This is a genomic window from Dyella humicola, assembly GCF_026283945.1.
Taxonomy (GTDB): domain Bacteria; phylum Pseudomonadota; class Gammaproteobacteria; order Xanthomonadales; family Rhodanobacteraceae; genus Dyella; species Dyella humicola.
This window is the reverse complement of record NZ_JAPDPC010000004.1, coordinates 160571-180684: the sequence shown is the minus strand read 5'-3', so window position 1 is coordinate 180684 and position 20114 is coordinate 160571. Positions and strand designations below refer to the sequence as shown.

The following is a 20114-nucleotide window of genomic DNA, read 5'->3' as shown; positions in this document are numbered from 1 at the left end:
ACAGGGGTACAAGGAAGACCGGCCGCATTCGCCTATGTCAGCCGGGCGGATTAGCATGAACGCTTTGCCCCCACGGACGTCCCTGTGTCCCATCCCCTTTCCCTGTTGCAGCAGCGTCACTCCGTCCCCTCCCGCCAGCTCGGTGAGCCGGCGCCGGATGAGGCCCAGTTGCATGCGCTGCTGGAAGCGGCGATCCGCGCGCCGGACCACGGCAAGCTGGTGCCGTACCGACTCATCCTGCTGCAAGGCGCGGCCAAGCTCGCCTTGGGCGAGCGCCTGGCGGCGTTGTCGTTGCGCCTCCATCCGGACCTGCCGGAATCCAAGCGCGAGAAGGAGCGTACGCGCTATATGTTCGCCCCCGTGGTGGTGGCCGTTATTTCCCGGCTCGATCCCTCCAGCAAGGTACCGGTGATCGAACAGCAGCTCTCCGCTGGCTGCGTGGCCTACAACCTGCTACTTGGTGCGGGGGCGCTGGGTTATGGCGCGCAATGGCTCACCGGTTGGGCAGCGTATGATCGCGAAGCAGCCAGCATCCTCGGTCTTGCGGAGAATGAGCACGTGATCGGTTTCGTCCATATCGGCACGCCACAGATCGACGTACCCGACCGCGACCGCCCCACCCTTGCCGATGTACTCAGCACGTGGACGCCGTGAGCCGCCCCGCCGCCCATCTGGTCGATGGCAGTCTCTATGTGTTCCGTGCCTGGCATTCGATGCCCGATGAGTTCCACGATGCGGACGGTCATCCGGTCAATGCCGTGCATGGCTTCACGCGCTTCCTCTGCGAACTGCTGGAACGCGTGCGCCCCGAGCACATCGCGGTGGCATTCGATGCTTCGCTGACCACCTCGTTCCGCAACGCCATCTACCCTGCCTACAAGGCCAATCGCGAGTTGCCGCCGCCCGACCTTGAACGCCAGTTCGTGCTGTGTCGAGAAGTGGCGCTGGCCCTTGGCATACCGGTGTTGATCGATCACACCTATGAAGCCGATGATCTGATCGGCAGTGTGCTGTGGAGCCTGCGAGGCCTTGGTTTCCGCAGCGTGATCGTGTCGGCTGACAAGGACTTCGGCCAGTTGCTGGGCGATGACGACGAGCAATGGGATTACGCGCGCGGCACCCGTTGGGGGCCGGCTGGCGTGCACGAACGGCTTGGCGTGCATCCGCAGCAGGTCGCCGATTATCTGGCGCTGTGTGGCGACGCGGTGGACAACATCCCCGGCGTGCCCGGTATCGGTGCGAAGACCGCAGCGGCGCTGCTCGCCCATTTCGGCAACCTGGATGCGTTGCTCGAACGGGTGGACGAAGTGCCCTTCCTGCGCCTGCGTGGCGCGGCCAGTTGTGCGCAGAAGTTGCGCGAGCATGGCGAGGCGGCGCGCCTTTATCGCCGTCTCACCCGGATCGCGCTGGACGCGCCGGTGCCGACGGATGCCGATGCCTTGCGCCGCCAGCGAGGGGAAACGGACAGCATGGACGCACTGTGCGAGCGCCTGCGCTTTGGCCCACTCACGCGCACGCGCTTAAAAGCCTTGATCGGCTGATTGGCGATTCAAAGAAGCCGCAGGGCATTCACCCGCGCAGTAAGATGCGACTTATGCAAGGCGTCCCCGACCGCTTCAGCGCAACCGGCGATGCAGCCGAATTCCGGTTGCCGTCCCATCGCCCTGGCGTGGAGCTGTACCGCGCGCACATCGTTCGTCATGCGTTCGAGCCGCACACGCATGACGGTTTCGGCCTGGGCGCGATCGAGTCAGGCGTGGAACGCTTTCGCTATCGTGGCGCGGATCACCTGGCGCCAGCAGACTCGGTGGTGATGATGAATCCGGATGAAGTGCATACCGGACGCGCCGAAACCGAGGGTGGCTGGCATTACCGGATGGCCTACATCGAGCCGTCGGCGGTGGCTGAGATCACCGGCGAACCTGGCTGGTGGTTCGGCGACGTGGTACGCCAAGACCTGCCCAGCGCTCGCCGCGTCACCGTCTTGCTGGATGCACTTTGGCAAGCACGCGAACCGCTGGCGTTCGATAGTCTGCTGTTCGAATTGCTGGGCCATTTCCGCCGTCACGCGCGCGTTCCGCGTGCAGCGATGGATGGGCGCGCGGCGCGCTTTGCACCGGTGCTGGATTACCTGCATGCCCATCTTTCGCGTCGACTCACACTCGACGAGCTGGCGGCAGTCGCCGGGCTCAGTCCGTTCCATTTCCTGCGCCAATTCCAGGCGCAGCATCACGCCACCCCGCAGCAGATGCTGATGGTCTTGCGCCTGGCCGAAGCCAAACGCCAGCTATCGCACGGCGAGCCGCCCGCGCAAGTCGCCGCTGCCGTTGGACTTGCCGACCAGGCGCACCTCACCCGAGCCTTTGCGCGACGCTACGGCATCACCCCAGCGCGCTACCAGCGGGCGTTGTAGCGCTAGACACGCAACCATTCGCGAGTGGGTGTGACCTCATAGAAATTCCAACGCGACTACCGATCTGGGCTGGTTGCCCAGAATAGACTTTCCAAATTTCCAACGATTACTACCGTTGGGCTCCCGCCTTGCCGGGGCACCGGCTGGTTGGCTAACGAGTGCCAGCTGATCCTGTGGACGTCGGTCATAGCTTCGAATCCGCCATCCCGACCCATGCGGCAAATAAATTCAAGGGGTTAGAAAGCACTAACCCCGCACTTTTCAAAAGTGCTGCAGCGAACTGCTACATCTGAGTGCTGCATCGACCCGGCTGTAGCTCACCGGATCTTCACCCGTGAGATTCATCAGTGGCCTACAAAAGCCATCTCTTCCCACGGCGCTTAGCCCTCTACCTGCGGCTGACTTGCCCTGTCGAACGTCAGCCACTGCGGCGAGAACGCGGACTCCCGGCCAAGCGAGATAGCTGGTGCTTGCTCACCAGCAGCCGCGCTCGATCGGCTCCCGCGCCGCACGCAACACAGTACGTCTGATCAACGTCATTACCAGCCTGATCCTGTTTGTCTGTTACATCGCGTTGGCATGGAGCCAGCGCAATCAGGGCCTTCGCGACCTGCTCGCACGTACTCTCGCGGTCCAATGGACGCGTCGGTGAGGCCGCACCGATCAAGCCGCGCGCTGCTGCGGGCAACGCTTCATTCAACGCCTGATACCTCGCTTTTCGAGGCACCCCTACAAGAAGCCGCCGTGCCCCGAGCATCACGGCCTTTTTGTGCTGCTTATAACCTCTGACAGATAGCGGTTTTCCACACAGCGCGCATGCTTATTGGCTCAGGGAGCCTCCCGTGGTCGCAGATATGATCCAGAGCGAACCCGTGATCCACTGGATCTACGAGTGCGATGACATCATCGTCGAGCCACACACTCACCGGCTCGAGCGCGCGCATCAAGACGTCTCCGTGGAGCCAAAGGCTTATGCCGTGCTGGTGGCTTTGCTTGAGAACGCGGGCGAGGTGGTAGAGAAGAACTTGCTGCTGGATATTGCGTGGGGACACCGATTCGTCACGCCGGGCGTGCTCTCTCGCGTCATCTCTCAGCTGCGCCAGGCGCTTGGCGACTCGGTTAGCGAACCTCGCTATATCGCCACCATTCATACGCTTGGCTATCGCTTCATAGGCAAGGTCCAACGCCGCCAGGCAAGCGCGGAGACACCCGGCCTTTCATTGGTACCGCCTGCAGCGACAAGCATGTTGGAACCGGCGACGATCCCGGATGCCAATCGCGCACGCGCCTCCACAAAGCGGTCACGGGGGTGGCTTGTCGCATGGGCCGCCGTGGTGGCCGCCCTGGGTCTGCTGATTGCCCTGAGTTACTGGCAAATCGCACGCCAAAATGGCGACCACGCCTTCGACGCCGACCTGCGCAGCGCCCTGCTGATGCAGGAGCTTGGCCGCGACGCCGAGGCCCACGAGCGACTGGCGCAGATGCAGACCAACTACCTCGACCAGCCATCCATGTTGCGTCGCGCCTATGAGGCAGATGCCGCGATCTACATGAAAGAACAGCTGTACTCACAGGCCGAGCGCGCGTTCACCCGCGCCCTGCAGGTGACGCCCGATGAACCGGCGCTGCTCTATGGTCGTGGCTTTGCCTATGCCGGAGAAGGCAAGATCGACCAGGCCGTCGACGACTTCCGTCGTTTGTTGGCGCTGAAGCCGGACGATACCGAAGCGAGCAACGCGCTCGGCTACACACTGGCCAACGCCAACCGTGATCTGCCCGAGGCGCAGCGGCTGATCGAGGCGGCCCGTGTGGCCCGCCCGGACGACCCGGCCATCGAAGACTCGTGGGGTTGGCTGCAATACCGTCTGGGTCACCTGGAACAGGCCGAGCAAAGCCTGCGCAGCGCCTGGGCGGCAGACAAGGACGCCGAAATTGGCGTGCATTTGAGCGAGGTGCTGTGGATGCAGGGACGCCAGGACGATGCGCGGCGCGTCTTCGACGAAGTGCGTAGGATCGACCCGCAGAGCACCAGCCTCCGCAACACGCTCAAGCGCCTCAATCCATGAAGCTTCCCATTCGATCTTTCGCGGCAACCTTCTCGCCGTCCTCCTTCCTACCGACGATCCCATGCGCAAAGCCATCATCGATGCGGTGCAAGCCCAGTATCGACAGTTGCGCGACGCTGGTGTCGCATGCTGCCTCTCTTTGGCCCGCGCGTGACGCCTAAGTTATGGCCTGTGGCGGACGCGATCCGCCTGTGAGGCGGCGCAGTGTTTTCCTTATGTGTGGGAAGGTCAGCTAAGCGGTTGGAATCTAGCTTGCTTCGCCAGCTACCTTTTTCGAGCACATGCTGGACCTGTTGGGATCTTTTGGGTGCGCTTTTCGACCCGTTCTGAAATTAGGGGCCGTGCAGTTGCACGGCCCCTGTTGGCGTTTCTTTTAGATCGCGCCACGAGTCGCGCCTCGGATTGCTGCCAGCTGCTGTCAGCAATGGCGACGGCGCGAGGGCTTGCATGGTGGGTTTCGGTGAAACCTGCAGGCATCATGGGCGGCCCCCTCCATCGCCGCGGCTGTGCCCATGTCATCGCGTTCCACCGTTGCGCCGCTCGCGCTCGCCGTCGGCGCGCTCTTGATCAGCATGTTTTCGTATCAATTTGGTGCGTCGCTGGCGAAGCATCTGTTCCCACAAGTTGGCGCGCAAGGCGCTACTGCCTTTCGGCTGGGGATCAGCGCGCTGATCCTGCTGCTGTGGCGGCGGCCGTGGCGCCGCTCGGGCAGTCAACGCGATTGGCGCGTGCTGTGGGGTTATGGCCTCTCAATGGGTGCCATGAATCTGGTGTTCTATATGGCGCTGCGTACGATCCCGCTGGGCATCGCGGTCGCGCTGGAATTTACCGGACCGCTCGCATTGGCGATGTTCGGCTCGCGGCGGCTGCTCGACTTTGTCTGGATCGCGCTGGTGGTGGCTGGGCTCGGCCTGTTGCTGCCGCTGCGCGGACAGATGCAGGCGCTCGATCCGGTGGGCGTGATGTACGCGCTGGCGGCTGGCGTCGGCTGGGTGCTGTATATCGTGCTCGGCAAGAAAGCCGGCGCTTCCCACGGCGCGGACGCGGTGACGCTGGGCACCTCGATCGGCGCCTTGCTGGCGATTCCATTTGGTATCGCGCATGCCGGCAGCGCCTTGCTGTCACCGGCGCTGTGGCCGTATGCACTGGGTGTCGCGGTGCTCAGCTCGGCCCTGCCGTATTCACTGGAGATGATCGCGTTGACGCGGTTGCCGGCGCGCACGTTCAGCACCTTGTTGAGCCTGGAGCCGGCCATCGCGGCGATGGCCGGCGTGGCCTTGCTCGGCGAACAGCTCAGCCTGCTGCAGTGGCTGGCCATCCTGGCCATCATCGTGGCGGCCGCCGGTACTGCGTTGAGCGTGAGCCGGCCGGTGTTGACCGAGCCACTGGCGAATTGAGTGCCCGTTCTAAGAGCCGGTCCAAAGTCTCGTTGCGCGCACCATGTGCCTCTCAGATTGAAGGTCGTCATTCCCGCGAAAGCGGGAATGACGGCGTCTTTTGCAGACTTTGAACAAGCTCTTAGCCAACAGCAAGCTCGTACAAGACATCTCGACGCGAAGCCGCCACGCTTGCGGCCATGTGGACAGGTACGCTCTATGCCCTCGCCGCCGGCCTTATGTGGGGCCTGGTCTTCATCAGCCCGCTGCTGTTGCCGGACTATCCGGCGGCGCCGCAGTCGGTAGGACGCTATCTCGCTTTCGGCCTGATTGCGCTGCCGCTGGCGTGGATGGATCGCACGGCGCTGCGCCAGCTCGGTCGCGCCGACTGGCTTGAGGCACTGAAGCTCGCGGCGGTAGGCAACCTGCTCTATTACCTGTGCCTGGCCAGCGCCATCCAGCTGGCCGGCGCGCCCTTGCCCACCATGATCATCGGCACGCTGCCGGTCGTCATTGCCATCTCGGCGAACCTGCGCGACGCGCGGCGCGACGGACAGTTGCCGTGGCTGATGCTGGCTCCTTCGCTGGCGCTGATCGGCGCGGGCATCCTGTGCGTCAATCAGGCCGAACTGGAAACGCTGGGCAGCATCACCCATGGCGACCTCGCCCGCTACGCACGCGGTGCCTTGTTCGCAGCAGGTGCCGTGGCCTGCTGGACCTGGTATCCCCTACGCAATGCCGACTGGCTGCGTCGTCACCCCGAACGCAGCCCGCGCACCTGGGCGACCGGGCAAGGCATCGCCACCCTGCCGCTAGCCATGGGTGGCTACCTGTTGCTGTGGTGGTTCATGGGCGCAAGCGGGAGCACGTTTGGCATGCCGTTCGGCCCCCATCCATGGCGATTCATCGGCCTGATGGCGGCGATCGGCTTGTTTGCTTCCTGGCTGGGTACGCTGTGCTGGAATGCCGCGAGTCAGCGCCTGCCCACCGCGCTGAGCGGCCAGTTGATCGTGTTCGAAACACTAGCTGCCATGACTTACGCGTTCCTGCTGCGCGGCCGCCTGCCCGGCCGACTGACGCTCACCGGCATCGCCTTGCTGGTGATGGGCGTGGCTTGGGCCGTACGCATCCGACCGCGCCCACTCGCCATGGCGGCGGGGGAGAAATGATGAGCCGAGGTTGTAGCTGCCACATGGGCACGGCAACATGCGGTCACCCTCTCGCCTGACGTCCACGCCAATGAATCACCCTGACCAGCGCATTCCCCACGACGCCAACGCGCCGGTGGAAACCCTCTACGTCGGCAAGTGGCTGAGCCTGCGCAAGCGCGGCCGCTGGGAATACGCCGAACGCAACAATCCCGGTGGCGCGGTGATCATCCTGGCGGTAACGCCGGACGACCACGTGCTGTTCGTGGAGCAGTACCGCGTGTCGATCCTCAAGAACACCATCGAGATGCCCGCGGGCCTGGTGGGTGACCTGCACGAGCACGGTGACGAGGACGTGCTGCTCGCTGCCGGTCGTGAGCTGGAAGAGGAAACCGGTTATCGCTGCGAGCGGCTTGAATTCGTCCACGAAGGGCCGTCGTCATCGGGCATGAGCACGGAGACGATCGCCTTCGTGCGCGCCTGGGGCCTGCAAAAGGTCGGCCCCGGAGGCGGCGATGAAAGCGAGAACATCGTGGTGCACGAGGTGCCGCGCAAGGACGCCGGCGCATGGCTGTTCGCGCGTGCCGCCGAGGGTTACTCGATCGATCCCAAGCTGTTTGCCGGCTTGTGGTTCATCGAACACACCGGCCTGGCGATGCCAAGCTGAACGCAAGCGGCAGCGGTGACTAAAGAATCCAGCGGAACCGCCGATGTTTGTCTTGTCGTTCCTTATTCCGACCTGACCCCATCGACGGATTCCACCTATGAAGACTCTGATCGCTTCCGCCCTGTTCCTGTTCGCTCCCCTCGCCGCGCACGCCGCCTGCGCCCCGACCGACTTCGCCGTGCAGGATTTCAAGATGAAGGTCATGGGTTCCCGCCTGAGCCTCGCCGGCCAGCTGGTGAACCATTGCGCTGAAGCCGCCGCCGCGCAGGTCACCATCGAAGCCAAGGACGGTGCCGGCAAGGTGCTGCAGTCCAAGAAGGGCTGGCCGGCCGGCACCACCAATATCGCGCCAGGCCAGGCGATCGAATTCGACCTCGGCCGCCTGTTCCACATGGACCCGGAAATGCAGTCCTACACAGTCGGCATTGCCGACGTGCGTACCTGGTAAGGCTCAATCTTCACCCCTGCTTTGCCTGAGGCCCCGAAAGGGGCCTTTTTTTATGCCGATGTTCCTTGGATATCCCATTTGGGAGCACCGCGTCCCCACGCCTGGCCAAACCGTGCCCAGGGTCATTTCTGTGACGCAGTTCAAGTTTCCCGAAAGTAAGCCGATACGCTGTCGACCACCGACGATGACGTCGATCCGAGGGCCTCGGCCAAGGCCTATCGGGTCCCTGCGATAAAGGGGCCCGGCGGAAGTAGGGAGCGCCATGCATCTGGACATTCCGACCCTGACCTTCGTCAGTCTCCTGATGGGTATCGGCGCTTCGATCGGCTTTACGTCGCTCATGACGGTGTTGCGCAACCAAACCGTGCTGCGCATCTGGGTGGCGAGCTTGTGGATAGCCACCTTTGGGGTGCTGCTGATCGGACTGCGCAATCTTATTCCCGACCTGCTTTCGATCGTGGTCGGCAACGGCGCCATCGTCTTTTCCAACGCGCTCATGCTCAAGGGCATCGCCAAACACCTGGGTCAGCCCATGCGCTGGCGCTGGCCAGGATGCTTCGTACTGGTCTATACGGCATTCAGCGCCTGGATGACCTATGTCACACCTGACCTGGGGATGCGCCTGTTCATCGCCAGCCTGCAGGCAGTGATCTTCGATTTGGCCTATGCCTATCTGTTGCTGCGCTATGGCGAGCCCGCCATCCGCATGAGTTGCCGTATTGCCGCGGCCATCATGCTCATCAATGCCGCCTTCTTTCTCGTACGGGCCTTTATGCCCGTTGCATACGGCGCCAGTCAGGACATCATGCTGGCCGGCACGCCGGTTGCCGCGACGTATATTGTCGGCATCCTGACCGGGCTGGCATCGTATTTCGCGCTGTTGCAGCTCATTACCGAGCGGCTCATGGTCGACCTGAGTCGCGCCGCGCATACCGACGGCCTGACCGGGCTGCTCAATCGCAGCGCCATTGTGGCCGAGGGGCGCGCCAGCCTGGCGCGCTGCCAGCAGCGCGGGCAACCGTTCACGCTGCTGATCTTCGACCTGGATCACTTCAAGCAGATCAATGATCGCTGGGGTCATGATGTCGGCGACGCGGTACTTCGCCATGTCACGGCCATCCTGCGCAGCGGCATTCATTGGCCCCACATGCTGGCCAGCCGTTACGGCGGCGAAGAGTTCGTGCTTGCCCTGCCCGGAGCCACCCTGGAACAGGGCATGGACGTGGCGGAAAGGCTGCGCCACACGCTCGCCCATTCACATGCCAGGATCGACGATCAGTCCATTCCGGTGACCGCCAGCATTGGCGTCGCCGTGGCCCGACCGGGCACCCGCTTCGAACAATTGGTGCGCCAGGCGGATGAGGCGATGTATCGCACCAAGTTCGACGGCCGTAACGGCGTGAGCCTGGCGATGGCTGACAACGCACACTTCGCGGAAGCGGGTGATACGCGTTGCTGAAGCCCGTTGGGCATCTTCCCTGCGTCACCGACATCCTTGCTGCCTCCGCACGACACCTTCCCGGCCATGCGACTTCCGCCCTCAGCGGAAGCACTCAAGCGACAAGGGCATCGAACCATCCGTCGAACGGAAAGCCCATCGCGCGTGCCAGCCAGGCGTCGCACTTCGAACGAAAACCTCGCCCGTCCCTTGAGCCCGGAGCATGGCCACGTGCAGATCCCGGCACGGGCCACGCAGCAATTCGGATCAGGCTCTTAGTGCAACACGAACAGCTTGTCGAAGCCGGCCACGCGCAAAGTCCCGCGCAGGCTGCTATCCGCATTGACGATGCGGATCTCGGCGCGATCGGCACCGGCGTGCTCGCGCAGCAGCAGCAACATGCCGAGTGCGGAGCTGTCCATGCTGGCGACTTCGCCAAGGTCGATGACATAACTGCGCGCGGCCCGATGGCCAAGGCAGGCGTCATGAAAGTCTCGATGCACGCTGAAGTCGAAGCGCTGGCCAAGTTGCAGGGTGACGCAGTCGTGTTCGGAGTCGTGGTAAACAGTCAGGCTCATGGCATGCATCCTCAGAAGAGTTCGATCTCGCCGGCATCCATCGAGCTCTGCAGTGCCGGGCCGCGCGAGCGCAGACGAGCTTTCTCACGCTGGATGGCCAGGCGGCTGCGTACACGCTCGGCGCGCTGGGCCAACAACTCAGCATCGATTGGGCTGCAGGCCAGTTCCTCGATATCGCGCGTGCACTCGGTGGTGATGTCCTGCAGCTCGACCAGGCGCATGCGGGTCTGGTTGATCAGCTGGCTCAGGATGTCCTCGAACTGCAGCGAGCGAATGGTGGTGGATACGTCGGAGCCCAGGCCACGATTGATCTCGACCACCTGGTCGGCCACCGCACTGGTACGTGCGTCGCTCTCGGTGACGTGGGCCATCATGGCGTCGATGCCGCCCTTGGCGGAGAGGGCCACGTTGAGGTCCTGCGAGGCCATCGTGCCAACCAGCCCGCGCAGCTGCTCCATGGCAGCGCGCGCACGCTCGACATGACTTCCGATCTGCTCGTTGAACTGGTTGGAATGGCTAGCCAGGTTGCGAATCTCGCCTGCCACCACCGCGAAGCCACGGCCGGACTCGCCCGCACGTGCCGCCTCGATGGCCGCATTGAGCGCCAACAGGTTGGTTTCCTCGGCGATCGTGTTGACGTTCTTCAGCAGGCCGAACACGGCGTCCATTTCCTTCGCCATGCCGTCGATGCGGTAGACGATGCGCAGGCTTTCGCGCGACATCTGCACCACCATGCCAACGAAATGCTCCAGCAGGTCGCCGGTGCGCGCGGCGAAATCCTGCACCGACACGCCTTCGCTCTGTGCGTCGATGATCTGCCGCAACAACGACTGCTGCATGCCGGTCTTGCGCGAAAGGCCATCGAAGCCGCCGCCCAGCTCGGACACGGCATCGCGCAGCAGGTCCAGCGCCTGATGCAGCTCGCGGGTGGCGTGGCCAAGCTCATCGACTAACGAGCTGCGCACTTCTTCCAGGGCTTCGCGTACCGGCGCGTGATGCGTCAGCGATGCCGCGATCACCGGCTCTTCCGCCGCAGGGACACGGCGCAATTCAACGATCCAGGCGGCCGTGAGCAGCACGATCAGCACCGGCGCCAGCCAGGCCGACGGCCATAGCAGGGTCAGCAACAAGGCGACCGCGCTCGTCGTCATGCCGATGACAGGGCGCACACGCGGTAAGGAAGGGATGGCGTACATGGGGATATCCACGGATCAGGGCGCTGTTGCAACGGCGCGTTGGATGGGTTGGTGCGCCAACGCAAGCAGCCGCGCGGCTATATGGTCGAGTGGCAACTTCTCCGTGGCCGCGCCGAGCTTCCAGGCCGCACCTGGCATGCCCCACACCACAGAAGTTTCTTCGTCCTGCACCAGCGTATGAGCGCCGCCCTGCTGCAGCTCGAGCAGACCACGCGCACCGTCATCGCCCATGCCGGTCAGCAACGCGGCGACCGTTGCCCGGCCCACGCTGGCGGCCATGGAGCGGAACAGCACGTCAACGCTCGGTTTGTGCCGATTCACGGGCGGGCCGTTGTGCAGGCGGCACACATGTTTGGCGCCGTCCCACATCACCAACAGGTGCTGGCTGCCCGGCGCGATATACGCATGGCCCTGCTGGATCGGCTGGCCGTCGCGCGCTTCGCAGACGCGCATGGCCGAGTAGGAATCCATGCGTGCCGCGAACGGCCCGCTGAACGCCGCGGGGATGTGTTGCGTGATGACAATGGGCGGTGCATCAGGCGGCATCGCCTCCAGCACCACGCGTATCGCCTCGGTACCGCCGGTGGATGCGCCAATCGCAATGATCGGACTGCCGCCACGCGTACCCGCCGACTGTGCTCGTGGCAGCACGGCGTCCGCGGAGAGACGCGGCGGCACATCGAGCTTGCGTACGGCGGTGCGTTGGCGCGGCCGTGCCAGCGAAGCCAGCTTCACCTTGGCGCAGATTTCCTGGGCGCCTTCGGCAAACGTGCTGGCCAGGTCGTTGCCAGGCTTGGTGAAGAAATCCACGGCACCCAGTTCCAACGCACGCAGAGTCACCTCAGCGCCTTCCTGGGTCAGTGACGACACCATCACCACCGGCATCGGGCGCAGGCGCATCAGGTTTTCCAGGAAGGTAATGCCGTCCATGCGCGGCATTTCGACGTCCAGGGTCAGCACGTCGGGGTTCAGCTGCTTGATCTTTTCGCGGGCAATCAATGGGTCCGCCGCGGTACCGACTACTTCGATACCCGGATCGCAGGAAAGCATGGTCGACAGCAGTTTCCGCACCAATGCGGAGTCATCGACCACCAGGACACGTACTCTTTCCATCGCTTTTAAGTCTCGCCTTCGTCGATCGGGTGGACTGGACGCGACCCACGCCTGCTGGCTCGTACGGGAGCCGGATACTGCCCATGTGAATCTGCTGCTGCGCCAAGTAGCGCCGCTAGAACAGCTCCACATCTCCCTTTATCGGATCATTTGCCAATCGCTTGAGATATTGCTTCTCGCCGTCCACCAGCACAGCGTCGGCGCGTCCACGCAACTGGCGCACGCGCGCCTTGCCGGTGGTAGGAAAGAACTGCACATGGCGGGGATGCACGTCACCGAGGTCTTCCGCGCGCACCGGGAGCCGTTCGGCCTCCAGATAGCGCCTCACGAAGGCGATATTGCGCGAACCGATGTCGGTCATGGTGGCGAGCACGCGACCGCCGCCAAACACCTTGACCTCGAGGTCAGCTCGATGACCGCCGGCCTTGAGGATGGCGTTGATCAACTGCTCCATCGCATCGTTGCCATAGCGCGCCGCGCGTCCCACGGTGTCGGCCCAACTGCCGCGCTCACCCAACGGTTCGGGCAACATGAAATGGTTCATGCCACCGATCTGGCGCTGCCGGTCGTAAATGCACGCCGAGACACAGGAACCGAGCACGGTGGAGATCATCTCTTCCTGCATGCTCACGTAGTAGTCGCCGGGCAGCACCTTGACGGTGATGCAGGCTTGTCCCGGGTCCCAGAAGCGACGCAAGTGCTCGAAGCCCGGCAATACACGCGCCGGATCGTAGCTGGCGCCAATGGGAAGGTTTACTGCGGGGACGCTCATGCACTGCTTTTCCGGTAGACCGTGCGTCCGATCAGGTCAAAATTGTCGTTGAGTCCGTACATGGACTCGGAATGGCCAAGGAACAGATAGCCGCCCTCGGGCAGCAGGCCGGCGTAACGCTGGAACAGGCGCTGCTTGGTGGGCTTGTCGAAATAGATCACCACGTTGCGGCAGAAGATCGCGTCGAATGGACCTTGCATTGGCCATTCGTGCAGCAGGTTAAGTGGCAGGATGCTGACGAGCTCGCGCAAACGCGGATGCACGCAGGCGAAATTGTCGTACTCGCCTTCGCCACGCAAAAACCAGCGGCGGCGCCTCTCAGTACTCACACCTTCAAGTCGCTCGATCGGATAGATACCCTTGCGCGCGGTTTCCAGCGCCTGTGGCGACAGGTCAGTGGCGAGGATCTTCGCATCCACTTGGCTGCCGTGCTTCTCCAGCGCCTCGGCAAGCACGATTGCAAGCGTGTAGGGTTCTTCACCTGTAGCGCAACCGGCTGACCAGATGCGCAGCCGGCCACCATGCTTCTTCTCGGCCAGCCAACGCGGCAGCAATTCGTTGGTGAGCAGGTCGAAGTGATGCGACTCGCGGAAGAACGCCGTGACGTTGGTGCTGATGGCGCTGGCCAGCTCACCGAGTTCGCCGTGGGGATCGCGCCGCAGCAGCTCGCAGTAGCCCTCGAAGTTCCTGAGCTTCAACGCCCGCAGGCGACGCAGCAACCTGCCCTGAACCAGCTGGCGCTTGTGCTCGCCCAGCGAGATGCCGCAGTGCTCGTACACGAAGGCGCGCAGGAAGCCGAACTCGCGGTCTCCTAGCGTCGGGCCATTCATGCCCGCCACGGCGGTGTTGCCATCGGTCACGGCGGGCATGCTCATGCTCAGAACTCCTTCCAGGCGCCAGCGTCAGCCGCTTCAGCGGGACGCGACGGACGTACCGACGCCCCGGGCGAGTTGCGTACGGCGGCGAATACCGCCTCGGCTTCGGCCATCACGGTCTGACCGCGCGCCTTTTCAGTGGCCGGCGTCGCCACTTCGTCGCTCAGGTGGAAGAAGCCCACCTGCCGCGCCAGTTCACCCGCCTGCTCCTGCATGGCGCGGGCAGCGGCTGCCGCCTCTTCCACCAACGCAGCATTCTGCTGGGTCATCTCATCCATCTGCAGCACGGCGTGGTTCACCTGATCGATGCCGGCAGACTGCTCCTGGCTGGCCGCGGCGATCTCCGCCACGATATCGGTGACCTTCTTCACGCTGTCGACGATGTCCGCCAGCGCCTTGGCCGACTGGTCCACCAGCGACGAACCCACGCGCACTTTCTCCGCGCTGTCGTTGATCAGGCCCTTGATCTCCTTCGCCGCACCCGCGCTGCGCTGCGCCAGGTTGCGCACTTCCGTGGCGACCACGGCGAAGCCACGGCCCTGCTCGCCGGCGCGGGCCGCTTCGACCGCCGCGTTGAGCGCCAGCAGGTTGGTCTGGAAGGCGATTTCGTCGATCAGGCTGACGATGTCGGAAATCTTGCGGCTGGAATCGTTGATCTCGCGCATCGCCGCACTGGCTTGCGCAGCCACTTCGCCACCGTGCTCGGCCTGTCGGCGCGTGGCGCTGGCGAGCTGGTTGGCATGGCTGGCGTTCTCGGCGTTCTGCTTGACGGTCGAGGTCATCTCCTCCATCGAGGAAGCGGTTTCCTCCAGGCTCGAGGCCTGTTCCTGCGTGCGCTGGCTGAGGTCATCGTTGCCGCGTGCAATCTGCTGGGCGGCCGAGCTCACCGAACCCGAGCCGTGACGCACTTCGCCAACGATACCGGTGAGGCGCTCGTCCATCGTGCGGAGTGCATCGAGCAATTCGCCCAGTTCGTCCGTGCTGGTGGTGGCAATGCCGTGACCCAGGCGACCGGTGGCAATAGCATGCGCAACCGACACCGCCTGGCTGAGCGTGGTGAGGATCGAACGCATCAGCAGCACGGCCATGATTAGCGCGATTAACAGCCCCGCCGACAACGCGACAATGCTGACGGCGCGAATCAGGTGATAGCGCGAGACCTGTCCGTCGTAGATCTGCTTGGCATCGGTGCGCTGCGCATCGACCAGCTTGGCCAGCGCGTCCTGGCGCTCCATCATCAGTGGGCGAACCTGCATTTCCAGCAGATCGTGAGCACCGGTATCGCCGTCCTTGAGCGCATCGACCATCGAGCTCTTCGCATCGGTGTAGTCGGCATCGGTCGAGCGCCAAGCGTCGTAGTGCTTTTTAACACCGTCACTCATCGGGATGGCGGCGAGCTGCTTCCGAAGCGGCTCCATCTCGGCCTGCAGCTTGGCGTAATCGGCCAGTTTGGCCTTGACCTGGTCCGCCTTGCCAACGAGCGATGCGGACTCGCCCAGCAGGATGAACGACATCAGCTGATGTGCCGTGAGCTGCGAGACGATCTGGGTCGGCACGATCTCTTCATCGTAGATCTGACCCATGCCGTTGTTCTGCAGCTGCATGGAGCCCAGGCCAATCACGGCACCGCCGATAAGCATCAGGCCAAGCAGGCCGAATACCAGACGCAGGCGACCGCGCACGGTGAGCTGGGGAATTTTCAATGTGAACTTCTTCATGGAGTATCCAGTTCCGGCAAAAACGGTCAGGCCACGGCTTTGACATCAGAGGCGGCTGGCAACGCTGCCTCCAGCATTTGTGCGTCCTGCGGCTGCAACAGCTTGTCCACATCCAGCAGAAGCACCATGCGCTCGCCGGTGGCGGTCAGTCCCCTGAGGTATTCGGTATCGACGGCGGTACCCATGTCGGGCACCGGACGAATCGCGTCATCCGCCACGTCGAGCACGTCGGACACGGCGTCCACCACGACGCCAAAATTACGCCCGGCAACGGTCACGATCACGGTGACCGTAGTGGCGTTGTAGTCCTCGCGGGCGAGGCCAAAACGCAGGCGCATGTCGATCACCGGCACGATCGCGCCACGCAGATTGAGCACGCCAAGCACGTAGTGCGGTGCCTGGGGAATTCGCGTCACCGGCGTCCAGCCACGGATTTCGCGCACGGCGAGGATGTCCACGCCGTATTCCTCGTGGGCGAGATTGACGGTGAGGTACTGCGACTGGAGCGCCTCGCTCCGGTGGATATCGGACATGTTTGCCTCGTCGTCGGAGCCGCCTGCTGGGCTCCCGTTCGACATCTGGATCGGCGGGGAGCCGGGAAACTTGAGGTTTTTTTGCCCTGCGCGAGGGTGCCGGGAGGATGCTTGCTGACCTGGCTTAGGCCTCTTCTTGTTGGCTGCCCGCGCGGATTTCCTGGCTGCGCCGGTTGGCGGCGATAGCGTCAGAAGGGCGGCCCCAGGCGGGCGAGCGCCGAGCCACGCGCTCTTACTCCTTCTTTCCTCCGGGGAGAAGGTTGCGATGAGGGTGCTTGCGATCGCGCTACAACCGAGCGTTATGGCCAGCTTGCCGCTTACGCAGCGGGCGTTCCGAACCGCTGCCGCGGTCCGGGTCACTTTTCTTTTGCTGGCCCAAAATAAAAGTAACCCAAAGAAAATGGCCTAAAGAGCCAGAGCTCATAGCATGGCGCGGGATACGAGCCTGACGGGCGTGGCCAGCCTAATGAGTGGCGGCCCACGGCCTACACACCGCGGCTACACCGCAACGCGCCATGGCGCAGAGGGCTTAAAGCGCGGGTCGTGCAGTGACCATCTGAGCATCGGGATACAGCAAGCGACGCGACCGTCGGCCGAGCCTGCTTTAAGTCCTCACCGCGGTGGCGCGTTGCGGGGTAGCGGCTGTGTCTCGCCTTGGGCTACCAGCTATTTGCTCGCGCAAACCTTCCAACGCTTTTATCCCTCGCCATGCTGCCAGCTCTAGAGGCCGTTTTCTTTGGGTTACTTTTCTTTTGGGCCAGCAAAAGAAAAGTGACTCGAGCGCCAGCAGGCGATCGAAACGCCCGCTGCGTAAGCGGCAACCTTGCGGCCACGCTCAGTTGTCGCGTGACAGCATGCACCCACCCCTCATCCCAACCTTCTCCCCAAAGGGGAAAAGGTGTAACAGCGCGCCCGTTGCGTCACGCAGCGCCATCACATGTTGGATCAGGCCGCCTTGCGTCGGCCCTGCAGACGTACCAGCCCCGCGATATCGACAATCAAGGCTACCGAGCCATCGGCGAGAATGGTGGCGCCGGATACACCTTGCACTCGGCGATAATTCGCTTCAAGGGACTTCACCACGGCCTGCTGCTGGCCGATCAAACCGTCGACGAACAGGCCGACGCGGCTGCCGTCGCCTTCCACGACCACCATCAGGCCCTCGTCGATGGCACGGACGGCGTTGTCGCAACCAAAAGCGTCGTGCAGGCGGATCACTGGCAAGTATTCGCCACGGAAGCGGAACAGCTCGCCCCCGGCCACGCTGCGTACCGCTTCCGTCTTGAGCTGCACGGATTCGACAATCGACACCAGCGGCACGATGTAGCGCTCGTCGCCAACGGCTGCCGTGAGGCCATCGATGATCGCCAGCGTCAGCGGCAAGGTGATGGTGAATTTGCTGCCCCTGCCCTGCGTGCTGCGGATGGTGACGGTACCACCAAGGTCGGCGACGTTGCGGCGAACCACATCCATGCCCACGCCACGGCCGGACAGGTCGGTGGTGACGGCGGCGGTCGAAAAACCGGGCTGGAAAATCAGGTCGGCGACGGCTTCATCACTTAGGCCTTCTCCGTTGGCGATCAGGCCGCGCTGCACGGCCTTGGCCACGATCGCGTCACGGTTCAGACCGGCGCCGTCGTCGGACACTTCCACGACGATGTTGCCGCCGCGGTGGGAAGCCTCGAGCTTGAGCGTACCCATGTCGGACTTGCCCGCAGCGCGGCGCTTGTCCGGCGTTTCCAGGCCGTGATCGATGGCGTTGCGCACCAGGTGCACCATCGGGTCGCCAATCTTCTCGAGCACGGTCTTGTCGAGCTCGGTCTGCTCGCCGACCAGCTCCAGCTTTACCTGCTTGCCCAGCTTCTGGCTGATGTCGCGCACCATGCGCGGGAAGCGATTGAAGACGGACGCGATCGGCAACATGCGGATACCCATGACCGTTTCCTGCAGCTCGCGCGTGTGACGCGCCAGCTGGGCCAGTCCCTGCTCCAGCATCGCGACGCGCGTGGCGTCGTACTCACCGCGAAACGTATCGAGCATGGACTGCGTAATGACCAGCTCGCCGACCAGGTTGATCAGCCCGTCGATCTTGTCGATCGACACGCGCACCGAACTGGACTCGGCACCTGCCTCACGCTGCGTACGCACCGCGCCGGCGTCCGCCACGTTCGCCGCCGCCGCGACGGGGGCCGCCACTACATGAGCATCAGCGGGCTTGGCAATGACGTGCTGCGCCTCGATGTCGAGATCGCACTCGTCTTCCACCCAGTCGAATACCGCACCGATGTCGGCGCGCTTCACCGGGCCATTCAAGCTAATGGTCCAACCCAGGTGGCACTCGGAGGGTTCGAGCTCGGCGAGCGTCGCGGGTAGTCGGTCAAATTCGCAGATGGCGACCAGCTCACCCAAGCCGGCGAGCTCTCGAATCAAGCGAAGTGGATCGTTGCCACTCGCCAACATGCCGGGATGAGGGCGGAAGCGAACCGTCCAGGCATCGGCCTGATCTTCCGCCCGCCGCGCCTGCACGCCGCCCGCTGGAACACCGCGGCCCATGGCCGCGGCCAGTTCATTGCGCAGGCCCTCGGCCACCGCGTCATTGAGCGGCTCGCCAGCCTGTGCACGGGCAAACATGCCGCGCAGGCAGTCGACCGTACGCAGCAACAGCTCAATGATCGAGCCGTCGATGGCGCGCTTGCCGCTGCGCACTTCGTCCAGCAGCGACTCCGCCTCGTGGGTGAACGAGGACATCTCCGGAAAGCCGAAGGTCGCCGCGCCACCCTTGATGGAATGCGCCGCACGAAAGATGGTGTGCACCAGTTCCCCGTCGCCGCCGTCGTCCAGCGCAAGCAGCGACGACTCCATCGCATCGAGTCCCTCCAGGCTCTCCTCGATGAACACCTGTTGGAACTGCGCCAGACCAGCCTTGCTCATAAGGAGACTCTCCGCGCTCAGCCGAGCACGCGTTTGACGGTGGCCAGCAACTGCTCCGGATCGAACGGCTTCACCAGCCAGCCCGTCGCGCCGGCGGCCTTGCCCTCCATCTTTTTGTCGGTATGCGACTCGGTGGTCAGCATCAGGATCGGCACGCCCTTGTATTCCGGCATCGTGCGCAGCTCGCGCACCATGCTCAGGCCATCCATCACTGGCATGTTCACGTCGGCCAGCACCAGGTCGTAGCGACTGCCACGCGCTTGATCCAGCGCGAGCTGGCCGTTCTCGGCCTCGCTCACGTCATGACCGGCACCACGCAGGGTGAAGGCCACCATGCCGCGCATCGAAGCCGAATCGTCCACCGCAAGAATCTTTGCCATCTTCCACCTCAGTTTCAGGCCGGCATGGGTGCCGGCAATTCCAGTACTTGTGCCAAGCCGAGCAGACCGGCCGCATCGCGCATGACCGCGCTGACGCCGTGCCACGTCGACGACTGGCCGCGCGTCGCCGATTCGCGCCGAAATACCACCAGCAGCTGCAGTGCGGCGGTGTCCACGCGTTCCACGCCAGCGCCATCGATGTGCACCATCGGCGCGTCGAGCGCTTCGAGCAGCTCAGCCTTGACGGCGGCAAGCTCGGCCAGGCGAAAGTCTGTCGGCAGCGCCACCACGCGCGCACCACTCTCGCCTTTGCGTTGTGCTGTCGCCTTGCCCATTGACTTGCTCTCGCTGCGCCCCGTGGCGTCCTCGGAGTGCTTATCGGCCGTGGCGGGCATCGCTTTAGCGAAACGCTTCGCGCAAACAGGCGATCACCGCGACCAAAGCCGACTCAAGTTTCCTGCG

Annotated in this window: 20 protein-coding genes; 10 read left to right on the top strand and 10 right to left on the bottom strand. The window is 63.8% G+C overall.

What is annotated here, in order from left to right; genetic code table 11:
• The first annotated feature begins 84 nt into the window (after positions 1-84).
• The 10 genes from OUZ30_RS19280 (at position 85) to OUZ30_RS19230 (ending at position 9577) form a co-directional block, all read left to right on the top strand.
• Positions 85-654, top strand: a complete 570-nt coding sequence (locus OUZ30_RS19280; protein WP_266184074.1) for a nitroreductase family protein — start codon at positions 85-87, stop codon at positions 652-654.
• Positions 642-1541, top strand: a complete 900-nt coding sequence (locus tag OUZ30_RS19275; protein ID WP_266184073.1) for a 5'-3' exonuclease — start codon at positions 642-644, stop codon at positions 1539-1541. Before OUZ30_RS19280 ends, OUZ30_RS19275 begins: the two co-directional genes overlap by 13 nt.
• Before the next feature lie 53 nt (positions 1542-1594).
• Positions 1595-2413, top strand: coding sequence for an AraC family transcriptional regulator (locus OUZ30_RS19270; RefSeq protein ID WP_266184072.1), 819 nt, complete (start codon positions 1595-1597; stop codon positions 2411-2413).
• A 466-nt stretch (positions 2414-2879) separates the two neighbouring features.
• Complete coding sequence (locus OUZ30_RS19265; protein WP_266184071.1) at positions 2880-3065, top strand: RDD family protein; 186 nt, start codon at positions 2880-2882, stop codon at positions 3063-3065.
• A 190-nt stretch (positions 3066-3255) separates the two neighbouring features.
• Entirely contained in the window at positions 3256-4479 is a 1224-nt protein-coding gene (locus tag OUZ30_RS20385; RefSeq protein WP_345781056.1) for a tetratricopeptide repeat protein, read from the top strand.
• A gap of 512 nt (positions 4480-4991) precedes the next feature.
• A complete protein-coding gene (locus tag OUZ30_RS19250) occupies positions 4992-5876 on the top strand; it encodes an EamA family transporter (protein WP_266184070.1) in 885 nt (294 codons plus the stop codon).
• 179 nt (positions 5877-6055) lie between these two features.
• A complete protein-coding gene (locus OUZ30_RS19245) occupies positions 6056-7024 on the top strand; it encodes a DMT family transporter (RefSeq protein ID WP_266184069.1) in 969 nt (322 codons plus the stop codon).
• A 70-nt stretch (positions 7025-7094) separates the two neighbouring features.
• On the top strand, positions 7095-7670 hold the full coding sequence (locus tag OUZ30_RS19240) for an NUDIX hydrolase (RefSeq protein ID WP_266184068.1): 576 nt from the start codon (positions 7095-7097) through the stop codon (positions 7668-7670).
• 97 nt (positions 7671-7767) lie between these two features.
• Positions 7768-8118 carry a hypothetical protein gene (locus OUZ30_RS19235; protein ID WP_266184067.1) on the top strand — a complete coding sequence of 117 codons (351 nt, stop codon included), beginning with the start codon at positions 7768-7770 and terminating at the stop codon, positions 8116-8118.
• Between the two features lie 262 nt (positions 8119-8380).
• A complete protein-coding gene (locus tag OUZ30_RS19230; protein WP_266184066.1) occupies positions 8381-9577 on the top strand; it encodes a GGDEF domain-containing protein in 1197 nt (398 codons plus the stop codon).
• Positions 9578-9831: 254 nt separating this feature from the next.
• Here OUZ30_RS19230 and OUZ30_RS19225 read toward each other — a convergent pair whose 3' ends face one another.
• The 10 genes from OUZ30_RS19225 to OUZ30_RS19180 form a co-directional block, all read right to left on the bottom strand.
• Complete coding sequence (locus tag OUZ30_RS19225) at positions 9832-10134, bottom strand: STAS domain-containing protein (protein WP_266184065.1); 303 nt, start codon at positions 10132-10134, stop codon at positions 9832-9834.
• A gap of 11 nt (positions 10135-10145) precedes the next feature.
• The gene (locus OUZ30_RS19220; RefSeq protein ID WP_266184064.1) at positions 10146-11330 is read right to left on the bottom strand and encodes a methyl-accepting chemotaxis protein; all 1185 of its coding nucleotides are present in this window, start codon (positions 11328-11330) and stop codon (positions 10146-10148) included.
• Positions 11331-11345: 15 nt separating this feature from the next.
• Positions 11346-12443, bottom strand: a complete 1098-nt coding sequence (locus OUZ30_RS19215) for a protein-glutamate methylesterase/protein-glutamine glutaminase (RefSeq protein WP_266184063.1) — start codon at positions 12441-12443, stop codon at positions 11346-11348.
• A gap of 115 nt (positions 12444-12558) precedes the next feature.
• Positions 12559-13215 (bottom strand): chemoreceptor glutamine deamidase CheD, encoded by a 657-nt coding sequence (gene cheD, locus OUZ30_RS19210; RefSeq protein WP_266184062.1) that lies wholly within the window; start codon positions 13213-13215, stop codon positions 12559-12561.
• A complete protein-coding gene (locus tag OUZ30_RS19205; RefSeq protein WP_266184061.1) occupies positions 13212-14090 on the bottom strand; it encodes a CheR family methyltransferase in 879 nt (292 codons plus the stop codon). The genes cheD and OUZ30_RS19205 overlap by 4 nt, the downstream gene beginning before the upstream one ends.
• 2 nt (positions 14091-14092) lie before the next feature.
• Entirely contained in the window at positions 14093-15808 is a 1716-nt protein-coding gene (locus tag OUZ30_RS19200; RefSeq protein WP_266184060.1) for a methyl-accepting chemotaxis protein, read from the bottom strand.
• Positions 15809-15834: 26 nt separating this feature from the next.
• Complete coding sequence (locus OUZ30_RS19195) at positions 15835-16341, bottom strand: chemotaxis protein CheW (RefSeq protein WP_266184059.1); 507 nt, start codon at positions 16339-16341, stop codon at positions 15835-15837.
• Between the two features lie 945 nt (positions 16342-17286).
• Entirely contained in the window at positions 17287-19272 is a 1986-nt protein-coding gene (locus tag OUZ30_RS19190) for a chemotaxis protein CheA (protein WP_266184058.1), read from the bottom strand.
• 17 nt (positions 19273-19289) lie between these two features.
• Positions 19290-19652: a response regulator gene (locus OUZ30_RS19185; protein WP_266152325.1), complete on the bottom strand. Its 363-nt coding sequence runs from the start codon at positions 19650-19652 to the stop codon at positions 19290-19292.
• Positions 19653-19666: 14 nt separating this feature from the next.
• A complete protein-coding gene (locus OUZ30_RS19180; RefSeq protein WP_266184057.1) occupies positions 19667-20047 on the bottom strand; it encodes an STAS domain-containing protein in 381 nt (126 codons plus the stop codon).
• Between the last annotated feature and the right edge of the window lie 67 nt (positions 20048-20114).

What these genes read in the sequence shown, in the direction of transcription:
- OUZ30_RS19270 (WP_266184072.1), top strand. Translation starts at nt 1,595, where the DNA reads ATGCAAGGCGTCCCCGACCGCTTCAGCGCAACCGGCGATGCAGCCGAA.
- OUZ30_RS19250 (WP_266184070.1), top strand. Translation starts at nt 4,992, where the DNA reads ATGTCATCGCGTTCCACCGTTGCGCCGCTCGCGCTCGCCGTCGGCGCG.
- OUZ30_RS19245 (WP_266184069.1), top strand. Translation starts at nt 6,056, where the DNA reads ATGTGGACAGGTACGCTCTATGCCCTCGCCGCCGGCCTTATGTGGGGC.
- OUZ30_RS19240 (WP_266184068.1), top strand. Translation starts at nt 7,095, where the DNA reads ATGAATCACCCTGACCAGCGCATTCCCCACGACGCCAACGCGCCGGTG.
- OUZ30_RS19235 (WP_266184067.1), top strand. Translation starts at nt 7,768, where the DNA reads ATGAAGACTCTGATCGCTTCCGCCCTGTTCCTGTTCGCTCCCCTCGCC.
- OUZ30_RS19230 (WP_266184066.1), top strand. Translation starts at nt 8,381, where the DNA reads ATGCATCTGGACATTCCGACCCTGACCTTCGTCAGTCTCCTGATGGGT.
- OUZ30_RS19225 (WP_266184065.1), bottom strand. Translation starts at nt 10,134, where the DNA reads ATGAGCCTGACTGTTTACCACGACTCCGAACACGACTGCGTCACCCTG.
- OUZ30_RS19220 (WP_266184064.1), bottom strand. Translation starts at nt 11,330, where the DNA reads ATGTACGCCATCCCTTCCTTACCGCGTGTGCGCCCTGTCATCGGCATG.
- OUZ30_RS19215 (WP_266184063.1), bottom strand. Translation starts at nt 12,443, where the DNA reads ATGGAAAGAGTACGTGTCCTGGTGGTCGATGACTCCGCATTGGTGCGG.
- cheD (WP_266184062.1), bottom strand. Translation starts at nt 13,215, where the DNA reads ATGAGCGTCCCCGCAGTAAACCTTCCCATTGGCGCCAGCTACGATCCG.
- OUZ30_RS19205 (WP_266184061.1), bottom strand. Translation starts at nt 14,090, where the DNA reads ATGAGCATGCCCGCCGTGACCGATGGCAACACCGCCGTGGCGGGCATG.
- OUZ30_RS19200 (WP_266184060.1), bottom strand. Translation starts at nt 15,808, where the DNA reads ATGAAGAAGTTCACATTGAAAATTCCCCAGCTCACCGTGCGCGGTCGC.
- OUZ30_RS19195 (WP_266184059.1), bottom strand. Translation starts at nt 16,341, where the DNA reads ATGTCCGATATCCACCGGAGCGAGGCGCTCCAGTCGCAGTACCTCACC.
- OUZ30_RS19190 (WP_266184058.1), bottom strand. Translation starts at nt 19,272, where the DNA reads ATGAGCAAGGCTGGTCTGGCGCAGTTCCAACAGGTGTTCATCGAGGAG.
- OUZ30_RS19185 (WP_266152325.1), bottom strand. Translation starts at nt 19,652, where the DNA reads ATGGCAAAGATTCTTGCGGTGGACGATTCGGCTTCGATGCGCGGCATG.
- OUZ30_RS19180 (WP_266184057.1), bottom strand. Translation starts at nt 20,047, where the DNA reads ATGCCCGCCACGGCCGATAAGCACTCCGAGGACGCCACGGGGCGCAGC.